The organism is Lactonifactor longoviformis, from assembly GCF_042848515.1.
Classification (GTDB): Bacteria; Bacillota; Clostridia; order Lachnospirales; family Lachnospiraceae; genus Lactonifactor; species Lactonifactor longoviformis.
Window position 1 is genome coordinate 4,711,945 of record NZ_AP031453.1, and the last position, 16,928, is coordinate 4,728,872.

General features: G+C 46.3%; 19 protein-coding genes. 6 read left to right on the forward strand and 13 right to left on the reverse strand.

Annotated elements, in window-relative coordinates; translation table 11 throughout:
• Positions 1 to 63: 63 nt before the first annotated feature.
• Both ACGHCT_RS21515 and ACGHCT_RS21520 read left to right on the forward strand, forming a co-directional pair.
• A complete protein-coding gene (locus tag ACGHCT_RS21515) occupies positions 64 to 720 on the forward strand; it encodes a TetR/AcrR family transcriptional regulator (RefSeq protein WP_226903211.1) in 657 nt (218 codons plus the stop codon).
• A 75-nt stretch (positions 721 to 795) separates the two neighbouring features.
• Complete coding sequence (locus ACGHCT_RS21520) at positions 796 to 2,034, forward strand: MFS transporter (RefSeq protein WP_154256885.1); 1,239 nt, start codon at positions 796 to 798, stop codon at positions 2,032 to 2,034.
• Here ACGHCT_RS21520 and ACGHCT_RS21525 read toward each other — a convergent pair whose 3' ends face one another.
• From ACGHCT_RS21525 to ACGHCT_RS21570, 10 genes are all read right to left on the reverse strand, one after another.
• Positions 2,035 to 3,015: a GyrI-like domain-containing protein gene (locus ACGHCT_RS21525; protein ID WP_154256886.1), complete on the reverse strand. Its 981-nt coding sequence runs from the start codon at positions 3,013 to 3,015 to the stop codon at positions 2,035 to 2,037.
• A gap of 31 nt (positions 3,016 to 3,046) precedes the next feature.
• The gene (locus ACGHCT_RS21530; RefSeq protein ID WP_154256887.1) at positions 3,047 to 3,508 is read right to left on the reverse strand and encodes a GyrI-like domain-containing protein; all 462 of its coding nucleotides are present in this window, start codon (positions 3,506 to 3,508) and stop codon (positions 3,047 to 3,049) included.
• Positions 3,509 to 3,563: 55 nt separating this feature from the next.
• Positions 3,564 to 4,481, reverse strand: a complete 918-nt coding sequence (locus ACGHCT_RS21535; protein ID WP_154256888.1) for a YafY family protein — start codon at positions 4,479 to 4,481, stop codon at positions 3,564 to 3,566.
• 132 nt (positions 4,482 to 4,613) lie between these two features.
• Entirely contained in the window at positions 4,614 to 6,101 is a 1,488-nt protein-coding gene (locus ACGHCT_RS21540; RefSeq protein ID WP_390436657.1) for an IS1182 family transposase, read from the reverse strand.
• Positions 6,102 to 6,278: 177 nt separating this feature from the next.
• Positions 6,279 to 7,268 (reverse strand): uroporphyrinogen decarboxylase family protein, encoded by a 990-nt coding sequence (locus ACGHCT_RS21545; protein ID WP_154256889.1) that lies wholly within the window; start codon positions 7,266 to 7,268, stop codon positions 6,279 to 6,281.
• Between the two features lie 14 nt (positions 7,269 to 7,282).
• Positions 7,283 to 8,377, reverse strand: coding sequence for an NAD(P)-dependent alcohol dehydrogenase (locus tag ACGHCT_RS21550; protein ID WP_154256890.1), 1,095 nt, complete (start codon positions 8,375 to 8,377; stop codon positions 7,283 to 7,285).
• A 232-nt stretch (positions 8,378 to 8,609) separates the two neighbouring features.
• Entirely contained in the window at positions 8,610 to 9,332 is a 723-nt protein-coding gene (locus ACGHCT_RS21555; RefSeq protein ID WP_226903208.1) for an ABC transporter permease, read from the reverse strand.
• Positions 9,332 to 10,174: an ABC transporter ATP-binding protein gene (locus ACGHCT_RS21560; protein ID WP_154256892.1), complete on the reverse strand. Its 843-nt coding sequence runs from the start codon at positions 10,172 to 10,174 to the stop codon at positions 9,332 to 9,334. The genes ACGHCT_RS21555 and ACGHCT_RS21560 overlap by 1 nt, the downstream gene beginning before the upstream one ends.
• A gap of 148 nt (positions 10,175 to 10,322) precedes the next feature.
• Complete coding sequence (locus ACGHCT_RS21565) at positions 10,323 to 11,237, reverse strand: LytTR family transcriptional regulator DNA-binding domain-containing protein (RefSeq protein WP_154256893.1); 915 nt, start codon at positions 11,235 to 11,237, stop codon at positions 10,323 to 10,325.
• A 125-nt stretch (positions 11,238 to 11,362) separates the two neighbouring features.
• Positions 11,363 to 12,319 (reverse strand): diguanylate cyclase response regulator, encoded by a 957-nt coding sequence (locus ACGHCT_RS21570; protein WP_226903205.1) that lies wholly within the window; start codon positions 12,317 to 12,319, stop codon positions 11,363 to 11,365.
• A 163-nt stretch (positions 12,320 to 12,482) separates the two neighbouring features.
• Here ACGHCT_RS21570 and ACGHCT_RS21575 point away from each other — a divergent pair, with 163 nt between their 5' ends.
• Positions 12,483 to 12,788 carry a helix-turn-helix domain-containing protein gene (locus ACGHCT_RS21575; protein ID WP_154256895.1) on the forward strand — a complete coding sequence of 102 codons (306 nt, stop codon included), beginning with the start codon at positions 12,483 to 12,485 and terminating at the stop codon, positions 12,786 to 12,788.
• Between the two features lie 61 nt (positions 12,789 to 12,849).
• On the opposite strand, the gene ACGHCT_RS21580 is transcribed toward ACGHCT_RS21575, so the two are convergent.
• From ACGHCT_RS21580 to ACGHCT_RS21590, 3 genes are read right to left on the reverse strand one after another with little or no spacing between them, the layout of a single operon-like run.
• Positions 12,850 to 13,461 carry a manganese catalase family protein gene (locus ACGHCT_RS21580; protein WP_154256896.1) on the reverse strand — a complete coding sequence of 204 codons (612 nt, stop codon included), beginning with the start codon at positions 13,459 to 13,461 and terminating at the stop codon, positions 12,850 to 12,852.
• The gene (locus ACGHCT_RS21585; protein ID WP_256281203.1) at positions 13,461 to 13,757 is read right to left on the reverse strand and encodes a spore coat protein CotJB; all 297 of its coding nucleotides are present in this window, start codon (positions 13,755 to 13,757) and stop codon (positions 13,461 to 13,463) included. Before ACGHCT_RS21585 ends, ACGHCT_RS21580 begins: the two co-directional genes overlap by 1 nt.
• Positions 13,750 to 13,941 carry a spore coat associated protein CotJA gene (locus ACGHCT_RS21590; RefSeq protein ID WP_072854642.1) on the reverse strand — a complete coding sequence of 64 codons (192 nt, stop codon included), beginning with the start codon at positions 13,939 to 13,941 and terminating at the stop codon, positions 13,750 to 13,752. The genes ACGHCT_RS21585 and ACGHCT_RS21590 overlap by 8 nt, the downstream gene beginning before the upstream one ends.
• Before the next feature lie 407 nt (positions 13,942 to 14,348).
• Between ACGHCT_RS21590 and ACGHCT_RS21595 the strand changes: the two genes are divergently transcribed.
• From ACGHCT_RS21595 to ACGHCT_RS21605, 3 genes are read left to right on the forward strand one after another with little or no spacing between them, the layout of a single operon-like run.
• Positions 14,349 to 15,539, forward strand: coding sequence for a M20 family metallopeptidase (locus tag ACGHCT_RS21595; RefSeq protein WP_154256898.1), 1,191 nt, complete (start codon positions 14,349 to 14,351; stop codon positions 15,537 to 15,539).
• A 23-nt stretch (positions 15,540 to 15,562) separates the two neighbouring features.
• Entirely contained in the window at positions 15,563 to 16,378 is an 816-nt protein-coding gene (locus ACGHCT_RS21600) for a DUF3100 domain-containing protein (protein WP_154256899.1), read from the forward strand.
• A gap of 18 nt (positions 16,379 to 16,396) precedes the next feature.
• Positions 16,397 to 16,873: a hypothetical protein gene (locus ACGHCT_RS21605; protein ID WP_154256900.1), complete on the forward strand. Its 477-nt coding sequence runs from the start codon at positions 16,397 to 16,399 to the stop codon at positions 16,871 to 16,873.
• The last annotated feature ends 55 nt before the right edge of the window (positions 16,874 to 16,928 follow it).

The window sequence follows — 16,928 nt, forward strand, 5'->3', positions numbered from 1 at the left end:
AACTCTGTGTATTACTATATACATACCGACGGTATGTATCAAAAAAAAGGAGACACAACACAAATGGCCAGGAATAAATATCCGGAAGAAACCATACAGAAAATATTGGACGTATCTTATCGCCTGTTTTTAGAAAAGGGGTATGAACATACCTCTATACAGGATATTGTCCATGCAATTGGTATGTCCAAAGGGGCCATCTATCATCATTTTAAATCAAAGGATGAGATCCTGGAACGGATCTGTGAGCAATATTACAGTGATATACAGTGGCTGGACGATATTCTTCAGGACTCTTCCCTGAACAGCCTGGAGAAATTAAAAAAGATCTATTACTATGAACTGAACGATGAAAAGAAGCGAAGCTACGACATCATAGCCCTTCCTATGCTGAAAAATCCCAATATGATTGTCATGCAGCTTCAGGAGGCTATACATGAGACTGGGCCTCTCCTGACAAAGCTGATTGAGGAGGGAAATGCGGACGGAAGTATGCACGTGAAGTATCCCCGCCAGCTAGCCGAGACTATGATCCTCCTGGTGAATATCTGGATTAGTCCGGGATGCATTCCCGTATCCCGTGATGACTTTTTCAAAAAGATACTTTTCTATCAGGATATGCTGGAGAATCTGGGGCTTCCATTGATAGACGGCAAATTTGTGAACGTCTGCATGGGATACTATGATGCGGTATTCAGCTCTGTGTCCTGGGACACATAACCTATTATATGCCCCTTCGGGGGTAATTCTTTTATGCATATACATACCAACGGTTGGTATTAAAGGAGGCTAAGAATGAATACTCAAAAATTATTTCACAAAGATTTTACGATTATGGTCCTTGGACAGATTATTTCCCTTTTCGGAAACTCTATCCTGCGCTTTACCCTTTCGCTGTATATTCTGGACACCACCGGATCTGCCGCTGTTTTCGGGAGCATCCTTGCCGTTTCCATGATTCCTACGGTGCTGCTGTCTCCTTTTGGAGGCGTATTGGCAGACCGGGTGAACCGGCGGAATATTATGGTGGTTCTGGACTACTGCACTTCATTTATCATCTTTTTATTTGCTCTGTTGTTTTTCAACAGTTCTTCCCCTGTGATCGCAGTAGGGCTGGTGATGGTCCTGCTCTCTGTCATCCAGGCATGCTACCAGCCGTCTGTGCAGTCCAGCATACCGGTCCTGGTCTCCCAGGATAATCTCATGAAGGCTAACGGAATTGTCATTCAGGTGAATGCGCTCTCCAATCTGCTGGGCCCTATTCTGGCAGGGATCCTGTACAGCTTTGTACCCCTCCGGCTGAATCTCATCATCAGCTGCATCTGCTTTTTCTTCTCTGCCACAATGGAATTGTTCCTGCATATTCCTTTTTTTCCTCAGGAAAAGACCGGGGGCCTGGTCTCTATGGTGAAAAAGGATCTGGGGGAGGCCTTTCATTTTCTCCGCAGAGAGCGGCCTGATATGATGCGGGTACTTGTGGTCATTGCCTGCATTAACCTGTTTCTGTCGGCTATGATAATTGTAGGACTTCCAGTTATTATTAAAATATACCTGGGGCTCTCCACCCAGCACTATTCCTTTGCAGACGCGGCGGTGGCGCTGGGTACGATACTGGGCAGCTGTCTCACCAGTATCTTCCCCGAAAAGATACACTTTAAGACTTCCTACCGCTTCCTCCTGGGTTCCAGCATTGCGCTGCTTCCCATGGGCCTTGCGGTAGTCACAAACCGGTCCCCCGGTCTGTCCTACGGCATTCTTATGGTCTTCCTGATCCTCGCCCTGAGTTCCGCGGCCGTATTTAATGTTGCTGCCCAAACCTACGCGCAGCAACAGACGCCGATCCAGTATCTGGGGAAGGTAGGTTCCTTTATTACTGTGATCTGCGTCTGTGCACTGCCTCTGGGTCAGGCCATGTATGGGGGGCTGTTTCAGCTTTTCCAGAATTCCGTAAGCATTGTTATATTTTTTGCCTGCCTTATCAGCATTTTCATTAGCTTATACACGAAAAAGACTTTAAAAGCTCTGAGGGAGTAGTTACGCCCTTTTTACGGGATGGCGGATCACCGTCTTTAACCGTTCGGGAGCCGTCCTCCGTGGATCCCCCAGATAGATCTCGTGGTGGAGCCGGTTCTCTCCAATGTCTGTGACAAACCCGGACTCTGCAATAAATTGTTCCAGCTTTTCTATGGCAGCCGGCTCATCGTCATAGGGACCGATGTGCATCACCTGACAGCAGAGTCCCTCTGTGTACTTCACAAGCCTTGCAGGGGATAGATCCAGTTCTGGCTTTTTCTTCTGCAGGGCTTTCTTTGCTGTCTCAAAGACTTCCTGTGTCACAAATTCCGGCTGGCGGATCATGGCCGTCCAGCAAAATTTATTCTTATCTGTTATGGTTCTGCCGTCAAAGTATCCATCCTCACCCCACCAGAGGCCCTCCAGAGGGGGAACCACATACTCAAAATATCCTTCCGGCTGTGTCCCGCTCATCTTACTCATTTTAATACCGAAGGACAGACCGTATAGTATTTCCATGGCGGTTTTATACTCCTCTGAGGTGTTTGGATCGCCCTTTCCGTCCACCATAATAAATATCATCTCCGGCACGTCTATGACAGAAGGCTTTGTTTTTGGAAGATACAGATCTTTATAGACCTTTTTATAATCCAGCTTTTCCGGTTTCTGTTCCATTTTCTTAACCCTGCCTTTTGCTTTTTTGGGCTGCTGAAGCTCCGTGCAGGTTTCCTGCACCAGAGCCTTCAAAAATTCCCGGTCCTCCAGATCCTCCACGCAATACATTCCTGGTGTCCCCCCGTGGGGTGCCGCAGGTTCTGCCTCCGGGAGCATTCTGTGTCCGGCGTCAGTTATCTTAATATAGAACTGGTTGTCCTCAACTGTTCCGAAGAAAAGTCCATGGCACCACAGACCATATTCTCCAAAAAGTTTCTTATACGTAATCTCTCCCGCCTCCGCCAGCTGTCCTGCTACATATTTCACAAATTCCAATGTAGACGCCATGTCTTCTCCCTCCCTGTTTTTCCGATAAATACTACTCTTCTCTCAGTGCGATATACATATGGATTTCTGCATTTTCCATATCATTGTTCTGGTATTCTTCAAAGTCACAGGTAAAAGCCCGGGGCAGCTCCATGGCCCACAGTCTGCTCCAGAAATCACCGGCTGCGTTTTCCATATGTCCCCTGACAATAAAACGGGCATACTTTCCAGCCGGTATCTTTCGAACCTCTGTCCCCTCCGGCATATTGCCTTCCCTCTCTATCTCACAGGCCACAGCAGCTGTGTAGTCATCTTTTTCGTCTCCCGCATAATCCGTATAGATGCCCAGTGCCTTCTCATTGCTTTTATGCTCAATAGCCGGATATAGATCCGGTGAGAAAAAGCGCTCCCAGAGGCCTCCAATGACTGCCCCCATATCCGGTGAAGTATTATTGGTCCTGGCACTGATGGCTGCTACGGTCTTTTCCTCTAACTCTACGATGTCATAATTCATACTGTTTTCCTCATTTCTATTTGATAAGGTAAGGATAACACAGAAAACAGGACATCTATATGTCGTCTTTATAGTATTTTTTCCCTATTTCTTTTATGATACAGCAGAACTCCCGGCGGAGATCCTCCGGCTCCAGAAGTTCACATTTATTCCCAAAGCTCAGTATCCAGGAATAAAGGCTGTCCTTATCGGCAAATCCCGATGAAAACAGAAGCCTTCCGTCTTCCTGCTCCTGAAAGCTGTCAATCCCGTATTCCTCGATAAGCCTCCACTTCATATCAGGTTCCAGCAGCACGGACGCCCGGATTAGGTAAGGAAATATTCTTTCATTGTCAATCTCAAAAGGGGGAACCTCCCTGGGAATAAAAGTCTCGCCTGTAGTATCCAGCTTCAGCATCCGGTTCAGCTTAAACATCCGGTAATCCTGCCTCTCCAGACAATACCCCCATACATACCAGGATGCCCACTGAAAAAGAAGCAGATACGGCTCAATCCTCCGCACACTCTCCCCCTTGGGGCTGTAATAGGCAAATGAAATGGACTCCGTTTTGTCAATGGCCCTCTGAATTAGTTCGATCTTCGGAGCCAGAGAAGATTTATACCAGGAGGACAGGTCAATGAGAATATGGCTGTTGGAAGTAAGAACAGAGGAATTGCCCGCAGACAGCTTTTCCATAAGCTGCTGGTATCTGTTGGTGCCGCACACACTGTCCAGACTCCTGAGACCGGCCAGTATAGACTGCATATCCGAAGAGGTGAGAAGAGTCCGATCCATACGGTACCCCTCCATAATGGAAATCCCGCCGTTCTTCCCCTGGATTGTCACAATAGGGATACCTGCCCTGCAGATATCCTCAATGTCACGGTTAATGGTACGCCTTGAAACCTCAAACTTCTCGGCCAGGTAGGGAGCAGTTACCTTCTGCTGCTGAAGAAGGATAGAGAGTATTCCAATCAAACGATCTATTTTCATGAAGGTGACTCCTTTTCTGTAGTAATAGGTACATTGTAGCATACTCAGGGCAATTGGGGACAGGGCATTTGCAAAATGGGACAGGCCGATCCCAAAGTGGGACGTGTTCTTTCTAGAAAGAACACGTCCCACTCAGACTGTAGACAAACTGGTTTTGGGCTTTGTATCCCAGAGCCAGTTTTCTTTTATTAACCAAATTGCGTTCCAAATAAAGTTTGTGTAATGGGCTTCTCCCTCTAGAAGCCCCCATTTCTCTTTCATCCTGGCCAGCTTTTTCAGATTCATGCACGCAAATGTAAGCCCGACCTTCATTTCCATTCGGGCTTTTCCAAACATCTGTGTATATCGGAAACCATGATTCTCCTTTGCACTTCCAAAGATTCGTTCTATGGTTTCTTTCCTTTGGGAATATAATTCTTTCATACCCACGGTTTGGCGGATCTCCTCACACATCTCCATGTAAGGTTCCCATATGTGGCGCATAACCGTCTTTACATGATCTTTGCTTTGGGTACATTTTGCAAGATAGGCACAGCCTGCACAGCTACTTCCACAGCTTTTGTACTCCCGATATCCCTCACGGTTGGTTGTTCGATAGGTCAGCACCTGATTGTTGGGACAGATATAGCAGTCGTAATACTCATCATAAACGTACTCGTATTTCTTGAAGAAACCCTCTTTTGTCAGGGGGCGTTTGTATGGCAGGAGCGGTTTGACTCCTTGATCGATCAAAAGTTTTGCTATACCGGGAGTTTTATATCCTGCATCGCCTATCAGCGTCTCTATTCCGATCCCTTTTATCTTGTCATATAAGGACTTGAAGGTTCTGCTGTCATGATTGTTCCCGGGATGAACGCTATAGCTGAGAATCCATCCATTCTTATCACATGCGGTCTGTACTGCATAAGCAAATACATGTTTATGTTCTCCTTTGCGGAACCATCCGCTTTCCGGATCAGAAGTGCTTGCTTTCACTGTCTTTTCTTCTTTGCCGCCGGCTCCACCGGATGGTGTATTGCTGTCATCCTCTTTTTCTTTCAGCGGACGTTTCCCGTGTGCTTCACGGTCTTCATTGATTTCCTGTTTCAGCAGATCTTCAAAAAATAATGCCTCATCATGAGCAATACGCTTCTGCATCTTTTTATTGTTTGCTCTGGCTTTTACATGGGTGGCATCCACAAAAACTTCAGTAGGGTCTACCAGCTTAAATTTGTAGCATTCAGAAAGGATATGCTCGAATATCTGTTCAAAGAGGTCGGTGTCTTTAAAGCGTCTCGTATAGTTCTTTCCAAAGGTTGAAAAATGCGGCACTTTATCCAGCATATCCAGCCCGAGGAACCAGCGGTAGGCGACATTTACCTCAATCTCTTTTACCGTCTGGCGCATGCTTTTAATGCCATAAAGATATTGGATGAAAGGAATCTTGATCAGCATGACGGGGTCCATACTGGGGCGTCCGTTGTCCTGACTGTATTTTTCTTCTACCAGTTCATAAATGAAGGACCAGTCGATTGCTTTGTCGATGATCCGCAGCAGATGGTCCTGTGGAACCATGTCATCCATGCAAAACAACTGAATCTGTTCTCTTTTTTTATCCGCATTCTGTGTCATCATAAGCATCTCACCGCCTGTATTTGATACATCTATTATACCAAAAAAGAGCCTCAAAGTCTTGTAAGTGCTGACTTTTCTGGCTCAATGGCGAGGAAAATCCGAGGCACTTGTCCTCGGACTTTGTCTACAGTCTGAGTGGGACGTGTTCTTTCTAGAAAGAACACGTCCCACTTTAACCCTTTTCTAAAACATTTCTTTGCTCACAGCGTCTATTTCTTCGGATGTTGCCTCGTACACCCCTTCGAAGGTACTAAGCGGCAGCCCCTGGGAGGCGCCCGGAATGAAGTATAATTTTCCGCATTCCCTGCAGGCTCTTTGTACTTCCCGTCTGACTTCCTCTTTTGTCCATCCGGGATGATCGATGCTTGCGCTGTCAATCCCTCCCATAAAGGAGATCTCCGGACCATATTTCTGGATCAGCTCCGGAATATTATTTGACGTCATAACACCCTGCCAAATATCAATTCCCATGTCTATCATATATGGCACCAGTGTGGCAGCATAAGAATCTGAGTGATGGACAATAAGTTCTACACCGTTCTCCCGATAGCAGCTGTATATTTTCTTGTAGGCAGGAAGATAGAATTCCTCGAACATTTCCGGAGATATGAAGGTGGAAATCTGGCTGCCCCAGTCGTCGTGATGGAAGAGACCGTCCGGTTTCATGTATTTGCAGATTTGCTCCGCATACTGAATCTCCCAGTCTGTTATATAGTCTATCAGCTCGTGCATTGCCTCCGGCTCCTCATAGAAAGCCATCATGCAGTTCTGGATCTCTAAGAGATAATGGCACTGTTCAAATACTCCCGGTGCGATGAAGGCCATAGCGAATTTTTCCTTTCGGTCTACGGATTCTGCGTGCCTGATTGCCGCCTCCCACTCTTCTTCGGGGTAGACAGCGGGAGGCGCTTTTACATAGTCTTTCCACGCAGCAATGTCTTTACACACAATATGTGCCTCATCGTGAATGGGGAATGCTCCCGGCAAGTCCTTGGGCCAGGTTTTGGTAACACCCCATCCTGTTTTCACATCAAGCTCTCCCGGATTGGGATCCGGAAATTTCAGGGTGAAGGGATCCTCTCTTATTATATCGAAGGCCTCATACTGGTTTACAAAACGATCTGGTTTTCCTCCCCGAATAGTTTCAAGCAAATTTTCTCTTTTTGTTAACATACACTTCCCCCTCTCTACATCTTCAGAACCGCCTTGATTACATCCCCATTATGGGAGTCGGCAAATGCTTTATTGATATCCTTAAAATCATAAAATTTTATCAGGCGGTCAAAGGGGAACCGGCCTTTTTTGTAATACTCTATGAGCTGAGGAATAAAGAGCTTTGGAATAGAATCCCCCTCTACAATTCCAATAAGGGATTTGGCATCCCCCATTAACTCCTGCTGCACGTTAATGGTCAGATCCCCCGTTGCCCCCAGAACCACGCAGGTCCCCATGAACCGCACACTTGCCAGGGCCTTTCTTACAAAGTCTCCCACCCCTGTAGTATCTATGCTGTAGTGTGTGCCTCCGTTGGTAATCCTCTTAACCTCTGCCACAATATCATCGCATTCTTTCCGGTTCACTGTATGAGTAGCCCCCAGCTCCAATGCCAATTCCAGACTTTTTTTATTGCCCCCCACGGCAATGATCTTGTCACATCCCGCTATTTTAGCAGCCATAATAGCGCTCATGCCCACTGTGCCGCAGCCAAATACCGCTATGCTGGATCCGAACGCCGGTTTCAGCCGGTTTAAAACCGCTCCTGCCCCTGTCTGTATTCCGCATCCCAGGGGTCCCAGCAGCGCCAGATCAATGGTATCGTCCGTAACCTTTATGGTACTGTTCTGATGTACGACTGCATAAGTGGCAAAGGATGACTGGCCGAAAAATGAAGAAAGCTCCACACCGTTCTGAGACAGGCGTCTGGTCCCGTCGGCCATAACACCCCCAAAGTTGATGGCATTAAAGTTTTCACAGGCATGCTGGTGAGCGGAAAGGCAATTTTCACAGTGTCCGCAGAAGCCAAAGGAAAAGCTTACCCTGTCACCCTTCCTAAACTCAGTGACACCTTCCCCCACATCCTCCACAATACCGCAGCCCTCATGCCCCAGAACAGCCGGAAGGGGAACGGGAATTCCCTGGTGCTGGGCCACCTCATCTGTATGACAGACCCCACTGGCCACTATTTTTACCAACAATTCACCCGCTTTTGGTCCGGACAGTTCCACTTCTTCTATCTGGAAAGGCTGGCCGGCTTCATGTACAACTGCTGCTTGTATTTTCATACGCAATTACCTCCTGGTTCGTTATAATAGATACTCTATGCCGCTTTTTCAATTATATTTAGTATATATTGCACAACACATAAATTCCATTTCCCAAAAGGACATATATACTTTAACATATGTCCCTTTCTGAAAAGAACACCCGGACGAGGAGCTTTGCCCGTGCACTTATAAAGGGCAGTCCCACGAACGCTATCTGGGACTGCCCTTACGGCCGGTATCCGTTATACCTTTAATTATCTATATTCTTCTTTTTATAAAAATATCCAAATAATATAACTGCGGCTACCAACCAGACCAGGATAACTGCAAAAGCCAGTACTGTACTGCCCCCAAACCTTCCCTGTACCAAATTATAATACACCTGAAGCATTGCCCCGAGAGGTGTGATCCTTGCCAGAAATGTCAAAACCGCACCCGATGCCATAGCCGGGGGAACCAGAAAAAGAAGCATAACAGGGATCTGTAGAACGCTGCAGCTCATCTGATCCCTGCTGAGCAGGCCGATAAGAGCACTAATCATAATCACACAGCAGGACCCAAGCAGAGAGGCAAGAATGTACACGGGCATATGCCCCGTTGGCTCCCCTGAGATCAAAAAGATAACCACATTCCCCAGAAACGTGACGCACACAGCCACCAGGATTTTGGATAAAAAGAATTCCATAGCGCTTACATTAGACAGAATCAGTGTTCTCAAGGTAAACTTTTCCTTCTCCTCAGCCACAGAGGTAGATACAATCAACACGCCTGACATACTGCAGTTCATAAGCAGCCCCAGATTCAGAAGGAATACCGAGACCTCTTCTATAGCCAGGTTGGGGCCCACCACATACTTATACAGCAATACAAATGCTACGGGCAGAAGCACACTGGCAGAAATGGCCGGATTTTTTACAAAATCCATCAGATCCTTTTTATACAACGCTCTAAGCTTTCTCATAGATATACTCATTAAAATTCCCTCCCTGTCAGCAGTAAAAATATTTCCTCCAAATTCGGCTCCTGGGAATGTACGGTAAGACAGCGTCCCTGCTCCAGCAATTCACGGATCCGCTCCCCACCTTCCCGGTTTTTGGGATATTTTAGTGTCTCCCGATCCGTGGTCAGCACCTCTATCTCGTCCCTGGCATATTCCAGCTTCAGTTCCCGGGGACTCCCTCCCGCAATCAGCTTTCCCTGATTCAGAATCCCGATTCTGCTGCACAGTTTATCTGCCTCTTCCATATTATGTGTAGTTAAAAAGATAGTAGTCCCCTGCTGGTTGAGGTGCCTTAGCATCTTATGTATCTCCTGGATCGTGGCGGGATCCAGACCGCTGGTAGGCTCGTCTAAAAACAAAAGCTCCGGCTTGTGCAGAAGAGAAGCTGCCAGAACCGCCCTCTGCTTCATACCCTTGGAACACTTTTTCAACAGAGTCTTCCTCTGATCATAGAGCCGCACATTCTCCAGGGTATCCCTCACACTGTTCTTTGGTACGTTGCGAAGCGCCGCAAAAAAGTTCAGGTTCTCCTCTATGGTCATTCTTTCATATAAACCGCTGGTATCAGACAAGATACCGATGCGCTCATAATCCTCTCTCTCCACTTTATCGATCTCTTTTCCAAGGATCCGAATCTCCCCGGACTTTTTCAGCAGCTGTTTTGTCAGCAGCTTCATGGTAGTGGTCTTCCCGGCTCCGCTTGGGCCTAAAAACCCAAACACTTCACCAGACATCACCTGAAAGCTGAGATGGTCCAGGGAAAAGCTGCTTCCAAAATCAAGACACACATCCTCCAGATATATCATTTCCTTCATCTTGCTGTCCTCCTTGTTCTGTTTTGTGTCCATTATGCCACAGCACCCGGGAAATGCAATACCATCCGCTTATTCAGCGCCTTTGCCGGACCAAAAGAAACGAAAATCTGACGAACGGAGCCACAGCAGGGACGAACGGAGACAAAAATCACCAGTGAAATGTCGTTTTCATCTCCTCTATCCGCCCCTTGGATAGTGGAATCTGACTGCGCTCCTTATTGTTCAGAATAAGAACATAGCTATTCTTCGTCCACTTTTCAAACCGCTCTGCCTTCTGAATATTCACAAGATAGGATCTGTGGCATCTGAAAAATCCTGCTTTCTTCAAAGCCTCCTCCAGTTCATACATGGGCAGCTGTGTCTGATACAGAGTCCCTCTGACAGACAGATAACTGCATTTATTCATACTCTCCACATAATCAATATCTCTGGGTTCAAAGAGCAACGTACTGTTTCCTGATTTCGCGGGAATCTTCAGTATCTCCAGTTCTTCCTCCGGGGCCTCCGATTCCTCTCCGTCCTGCTCCACCTCGCAGAATTTACCATCCTCAACGTAAAAGGCAGTACCGGGCATCATAAGCGCATACCTCAGGGAGGAATTGACAGTAACAAACTGCGCGCCTGCCTCCCATCGCTCTTCAATCCAGCGGAGGATCTTTCCCATGGCTCCCTCATTCAAGTTTGTCAGCGGCTCCGCAAGAAAATACAGCTTTGCATTTTGCATACTCACCCGGGCAAGCTGAATCTTTGTATATTCCCCCGGTCTGAGAGACCTGATCTTCGCCTTACGGATGTCCCTCAGGTCAAAATCCTCCAGTATGTCCTCCACCGATCTCGTCTCTCCGAATAAGCTGTGGAAAAATCTGATATATTCCATGACCGTCTGTCGTTCGTATCCTTTGTCCTGAAAGGTAAGAAATGCCGTATCGGCCGCCTCCCAGTGCGCTCTTATATATTGAAATATATCCTCTCCCATCTCCTGGTTGCATTCCAGGTGAATACTCCCATGAGCGGGGATACCTTCCAGGAATTCAGGAATAGAGTCATATATTTTAGTGTCCAATGTACTGTGCCTCCTCCTAACATATTTGAGAAAAATTTTACTATATTATGATGGCTTTGTCCATGTAATACACCAAAACAGGCCTGTAAGTATCACCCAAATGATACTTACAGGCCTGTTTCCATCTAACATCCGTCTGATCCATCCACCTTTGATACCGAAGACCGGAACGGACATTGATGAAAGCTCTCCTCATACAGAATACAGCGGTTTTTTCCCATATTCTTGGCCTGGTACAATGCCTTGTCCGCCTTGTCAAAGAGAACCCTGTATTCTGTCCCGTCCCTGGGAAATACTGCAATTCCCACGCTGCTGCTTACTTTGTGCTGTCCCTGGACATCTGCAAATAAAGAACAGATATCCTTCATTCTTTCTCTGGCATCTTCAGGTGAAAGGATATGTCTGAGAAGAATCACAAATTCATCCCCTCCTACCCGGCCAATGATATCCTCTTTGCGGATATTCCGCTTTAGGCACAAAGATACTGCTGCCAGAACTTTGTCACCAACGCTGTGGCCAAAGACATCATTGATATTTTTAAAATTATCGATATCCATCAGACACACAGCCGTTAATTCCGATTCCCTCTTCAGTATCTGACGTGTTTTCTCTTCCAGTGCGCGGCGGTTCAGCAGCCTTGTAAGAGGGTCCGTGGAAGCCTGGATTTTTAGTTTTTCCGTTTCTGTTTTTTGAGCATTCATGTGGGTCAGATTCTCAAGTCTCCTTTTTACCAGGCGGGGATAAAAAGGCTCCTGAAGAATATCAGAAACCCCAAGAGAGAGCGCCCGATCCAGCTTATCCAGCTCTATATCCTTCATAATCCCAACCACAGGAACCAGCTCAGTAAACCCAGACTGTCTGATTTTTTCCATAGCGTCCCATCCCCCTGCAGCGTCTTCTGAAAAGTCCAGCAGAAGAGCAGATATCCCAAGTCCATAAGTATCCAGAAGGTCCAGGGCAGCCTGACCGCAATTTGTTTCCAGAACTTCAAAAGAGACCTGGCATATGGCACGCAGGTTTTCCATTCTATTTCGGTTGTTCGTAGCAATAATGATTCTGCTTCTTTTTCTTTCAACTCCCATTTTCTATAATCCTGTCTGCGCAGACCAGCCTCCCCTTGATCTGCATGTATTTTAAAATACTGGTAATAAATATACTCGTAATAATTATACGATAATTATTATTATTTTACAACGATATTTACAAGTATAATTTACGATATAACTTAGCAAGGACGGTGATTATTTGGATATATTAGGAAAAATTTCCCAATTACGGGAAGAGCGGCACTGGACAGAGTATCAGCTATCTGTGAAGTCTGGTCTCCCGCAGTCCACCATATCTTCCTGGTATCGAAAGGATATACTTCCCTCCGTATCGTCCCTGGAGAAAATATGCAACGCCTTTGGCATTACCCTCTCTCAGTTCTTTTGGGATGGCTGTGAATCAGTAATACTCTCCCCTATGCAGAAAGAATTGCTGAGACATTGGAACAGATTGAATAAGGAACAGCAAACATCACTTTTAAACTTACTGTCTACCTTTACGTAAATGGTATAAAAAGAGAACCCGGCACATTCCCACTGTATCTGCCGGATTCTCTTTTTACTATTTACTGCCGCAGCAGCTGTTTATCGAATTCAGGGTTAAAGAAATAATAGTTTCTCTCATCTAGCTTTCTCTTCGTCTTCTCGAGAGCCTCACCGAATCTCTGGAAGTGTACTACTTCTCTGGCTCTCAGGAACTTAATGGGATCCCGCACCTCAGGATTCTGAACTACTCTTAAAATATTATCGTAAGTGGTTCTCGCCTTTTGCTCAGCTGCCAGGTCTTCAAACAAGTCTGTAATAGCATCTCCCTTAGACTGGAATTCACAGGCATTAAAAGGAATTCCCCCTGCCGCCTGGGGCCAAAGTCCGGAGGTATGATCAATATAATAAGCGTCAAAGCCCGCTGTTTTGGCATCTTCTATACTCATATCTTTCGTCAGCTGATAGATAATAGCACTCACAATCTCCATATGGGCAAGCTCCTCTGTTCCTATGTCTGTGAGCAGGCCCGCAACCTCTCTGCATGGCATGGTATATCTCTGGGAAAGATATCTCATAGAAGCCGCCAATTCCCCGTCCGGTCCGCCGAACTGGCTGATGATCAGCTGGGCTGTCTTCGGACAGGTTTTTGATATTTTGACAGGATACTGAAGCCTTTTTTCATAATTCCACATTAAATATGCCCTCCTTCCCAAGGTGTTGGACCGTCAACCCAGGTAAAATGCCGCTGGCCGGAGTAATTGCAGAAATCCTGAGAGGCTCCGTGAGAGTTCACACAGACACAGTCAACGGTTAACGGTTCAAACTGCTGTTCATATTCCTGCATAAGCTGCTTTCTTCTATTTTTGCTCTGTTCAAAGAGTTCCAGAGCCTGCTCATCCAGGGGATGTGTATCCAGATAGAGGGTGACATCATTCATTACAAAGCTGATATCATTCAATTCATTTAAAAGCGCTGTTCTGTCAGGCATGGCTTTCACCTCCAGTAATATAAAATGGCAGGTCCAGATCGGCAAAAATTGTGCCTTTTTTCAGAGCTGTTGAAGGATCATAGATCTTTCCCCAGCTCTGGACCGGCACAGATGCCATGGCCAGGATACAGGTACACTCCTGCTGAAAATCACTGCTTTGGGTTCCGTGGCAGGTACATTCCATATCGTATTGCTCCTTTCATTTGTAAAATAAGAACACCGAGGTTCAATTATAGTATGTGTGAGTTGCCACCGAATTACGTTAGTTCTTAAATTGTAATTCTGGGAGATAAAGGATTCCAATTTTAATGATTTATTTTTCACTTGCTGGTGAACTTTTTTATACTTTTTTAATAAATATGTTGTTTTTATAAAATTTTTCTCAAAAAGTGTTAAATCGGTAAAAAAAAAGTCAAGATTGGCTATTACCTTTTTTATTGTACTATATGAAAATAAATATATATATTTTCTGTTTATTTAGTAATCTATCCAAATTCTCTCATATATCAATTATACTTTAGATTATTTTCTTTATAATAAGCAGAAAACACAGGAAAATCCCTCAAATATTTATTACCGAAAGGAGCAGCTATGAACGATATCAGTATCAGAATCAAAGAACTGATGGAAGAAATGAGCCCGCAATTTATCGAAACCTTCCGTCATCTGCACAAGAACCCTGAGCTCAGTTTCCAGGAGTATGACACTACCGAGTACATCCGCGCCATACTCCGGGAACTGGATATTAAGATACTGGACATAGGACTTGAAACCGGTGTCGTGGGACTGCTGGAGGGCAAAGAACCCGGCCCCTGCATTGCACTTCGCGCAGATATCGACGGTCTTCCCATCCAGGAGGAGTCCTCAAGCAGTTATCCCTCAGAGCGCCCCGGCAAGATGCACGCCTGCGGCCATGACACTCATACCGCCTCTCTTTTAGGAGCGGCCCGCCTGCTGGCATCTGTGAGAGAGAACTTAAAAGGCTCGGTAAAGTTTTTCTTCCAGCCTGCGGAAGAAGTAAACCTGGGAGCGAAAAAGTTGGTTGCCCTGGGATGTATGGAGAACCCCCACGTCGACGCTGTCTTCGGCATGCACAATGAACCTCATGTCCCCTACGGATGTGTTGCTGTAAAAAAAGGACCCCTTATGGCCTCTGTAGACAGAATCAATATTAAGATTACGGGCAAGGGCGGCCATGGAGGAATGCCTCAGAAAAATATTGACCCCATTGTTGTGGCAGCCGCCATTATCCAGTCCCTCCAGACTATCGTCAGCCGTAATGTCAGTCCCATTGACTCCTGTGTGGTATCCATCTGCAACGTAAAGGCCGGTGAGGGTACAGTGAATAACGTTACACCTGAGGAAGTCAGAATGTACGGCACCGTAAGAAACTACAGCCAGGATGTTCAGCACTATGTGGAGCAGAGAATCCGGGATATTGTGGAACAGGTATCCGCAGCTTACGGAGCCAAAGGCGAGCTGGAATACATATATGAACTGGCGGTCACTGATAACCACGAACAGTTATTTGATATTGCAAAAGATGCCGTAGAATCCATCGGCGCAGAAGTATTTGATCCTATTCCCGTTACAGGGGGAGAAGATTTCTCCGAATATATGAAATATGCCCCCGGTTTTCTCTATTGGCTGGGTGTAAGAAATGAGGAGGAGGACTGTATCTATCCATGGCACAGCCCCCACTTCAAGGCCGATGAGCGGGCTATCGTAATCGGAGCCGGCACCTATGCCATGGCTGCTGTAAAAGCCATGGAAAAATTCTAATTTCTGCACAAAGGAGGATATATATGAATAAGTTCAAAGAAATCTTTTCCAGCTGGAAGCTTCTTATCACCGTACTGGTGATCGTTATGATATCTGAAAAAATAGGCCTGCTTAAAATTCCTATCGGATCCGGCAGCATTATGTTCCTGCCCCTTCTGTACGCTATGGCTCTGGGGCTAATCCTGTACCTGGCAAAGCCTGTAAAGTGGGTAAATAAAGAGCAGACCTCCATGGCTGATAAATTTATCGTAATCGGTATCTCTGTATTTATAGCCAAAGTCGGCGTCCAGAGCGGCGCTGCCATTGAGGCCGTGATCAAAGCCGGCCCCGCCCTGATTCTCCAGGAGCTGGGAAACCTGGGAACCATTCTCGTTGCGCTTCCCTTCGCACTGCTCCTGGGATTCAAGCGCGAGGCAGTTGGTATGACACACTCTATCGCCAGAGAGCCTAACGTGGGATTTATCGCATCCAAATATGGACTGGACTCAGCCGAAGGCCGCGGGGTTATGATTATCTATATTGTAGGTACTTTGATCGGTACGATCTTTATGGGGGTTATGTCCAGCGTTCTGGCCTCCTTTACCCCTCTGCACCCCTTTGCCATTGCCATGGCAACCGGTGTGGGAAGCGGAAGTATGATGGCAGCCGCCTCAGCTCCCCTTGTCTCCATGTTTCCTGATATGGCAACAGAAATTACAGCTTACGCCGCAACCAGCAACCTTCTCTCCACAGCCGACGGTATCTATATGACCATGTTCATAGGACTGCCTCTGTGTAATTTCCTGTACAGAAAACTAGAACCGGTGCTGGGCAAAAACAGGAAAGTGAAAACCAACTAGACAAAGGAGGAACAAACGATGGAAAAAGCAAAAAAAGGTCTCACCTTAGATACATTTTTAGAATACTGTCTTATCATGCTACTGATCACAGCCATTGCTTATATCGGGAACTGGATCTACAGCGATTTCGGCCTCATGGAGAGCCTTCCCGGGATCCTGATTCTCCTTGCAATTGCCTTTGTGGGCTATACGCTCTCTGAGCTTATCCCCTTTAACATTCCTTCTGTGGTGTATATCAGTATTGTGGGCCTGTTGGTTGCCATGCCTGTCAGCCCTTTAAGCGAAATGGTTGTTGCCTATACCGGAAAAGTGGAAATGCTTCCTCTTGCCACTCCTGTCCTTGCCTTTGCCGGCGTTTCCATGGGGAAGAGCTGGGCAGAATTCAAGAAAATCGGCTGGAGAGGCATCCTGGTGGCAGCACTTGTTATGATCGGTACCTTTGTGGGATCCGCAGTGGTCGCACAGGTTATCTTAAGTATGACGGGTATCATATAATCTCCCCTTCATATATTTTTACTGGTTTGAAAACAGCGGAACCCTGTCTCGGGCT

Excerpts from the sequence above, each read along its gene's own strand:
- ACGHCT_RS21515 (WP_226903211.1), top strand. The coding sequence starts at position 64 with ATGGCCAGGAATAAATATCCGGAAGAAACCATACAGAAAATATTGGAC.
- ACGHCT_RS21520 (WP_154256885.1), top strand. The coding sequence starts at position 796 with ATGAATACTCAAAAATTATTTCACAAAGATTTTACGATTATGGTCCTT.
- ACGHCT_RS21525 (WP_154256886.1), bottom strand. The coding sequence starts at position 3,015 with ATGGCGTCTACATTGGAATTTGTGAAATATGTAGCAGGACAGCTGGCG.
- ACGHCT_RS21530 (WP_154256887.1), bottom strand. The coding sequence starts at position 3,508 with ATGAATTATGACATCGTAGAGTTAGAGGAAAAGACCGTAGCAGCCATC.
- ACGHCT_RS21535 (WP_154256888.1), bottom strand. The coding sequence starts at position 4,481 with ATGAAAATAGATCGTTTGATTGGAATACTCTCTATCCTTCTTCAGCAG.
- ACGHCT_RS21540 (WP_390436657.1), bottom strand. The coding sequence starts at position 6,101 with ATGCTTATGATGACACAGAATGCGGATAAAAAAAGAGAACAGATTCAG.
- ACGHCT_RS21545 (WP_154256889.1), bottom strand. The coding sequence starts at position 7,268 with ATGTTAACAAAAAGAGAAAATTTGCTTGAAACTATTCGGGGAGGAAAA.
- ACGHCT_RS21550 (WP_154256890.1), bottom strand. The coding sequence starts at position 8,377 with ATGAAAATACAAGCAGCAGTTGTACATGAAGCCGGCCAGCCTTTCCAG.
- ACGHCT_RS21555 (WP_226903208.1), bottom strand. The coding sequence starts at position 9,332 with ATGAGTATATCTATGAGAAAGCTTAGAGCGTTGTATAAAAAGGATCTG.
- ACGHCT_RS21560 (WP_154256892.1), bottom strand. The coding sequence starts at position 10,174 with ATGAAGGAAATGATATATCTGGAGGATGTGTGTCTTGATTTTGGAAGC.
- ACGHCT_RS21570 (WP_226903205.1), bottom strand. The coding sequence starts at position 12,319 with ATGGGAGTTGAAAGAAAAAGAAGCAGAATCATTATTGCTACGAACAAC.
- ACGHCT_RS21580 (WP_154256896.1), bottom strand. The coding sequence starts at position 13,461 with ATGTGGAATTATGAAAAAAGGCTTCAGTATCCTGTCAAAATATCAAAA.
- ACGHCT_RS21585 (WP_256281203.1), bottom strand. The coding sequence starts at position 13,757 with ATGCCTGACAGAACAGCGCTTTTAAATGAATTGAATGATATCAGCTTT.
- ACGHCT_RS21590 (WP_072854642.1), bottom strand. The coding sequence starts at position 13,941 with ATGGAATGTACCTGCCACGGAACCCAAAGCAGTGATTTTCAGCAGGAG.
- ACGHCT_RS21595 (WP_154256898.1), top strand. The coding sequence starts at position 14,349 with ATGAACGATATCAGTATCAGAATCAAAGAACTGATGGAAGAAATGAGC.
- ACGHCT_RS21600 (WP_154256899.1), top strand. The coding sequence starts at position 15,563 with ATGAATAAGTTCAAAGAAATCTTTTCCAGCTGGAAGCTTCTTATCACC.
- ACGHCT_RS21605 (WP_154256900.1), top strand. The coding sequence starts at position 16,397 with ATGGAAAAAGCAAAAAAAGGTCTCACCTTAGATACATTTTTAGAATAC.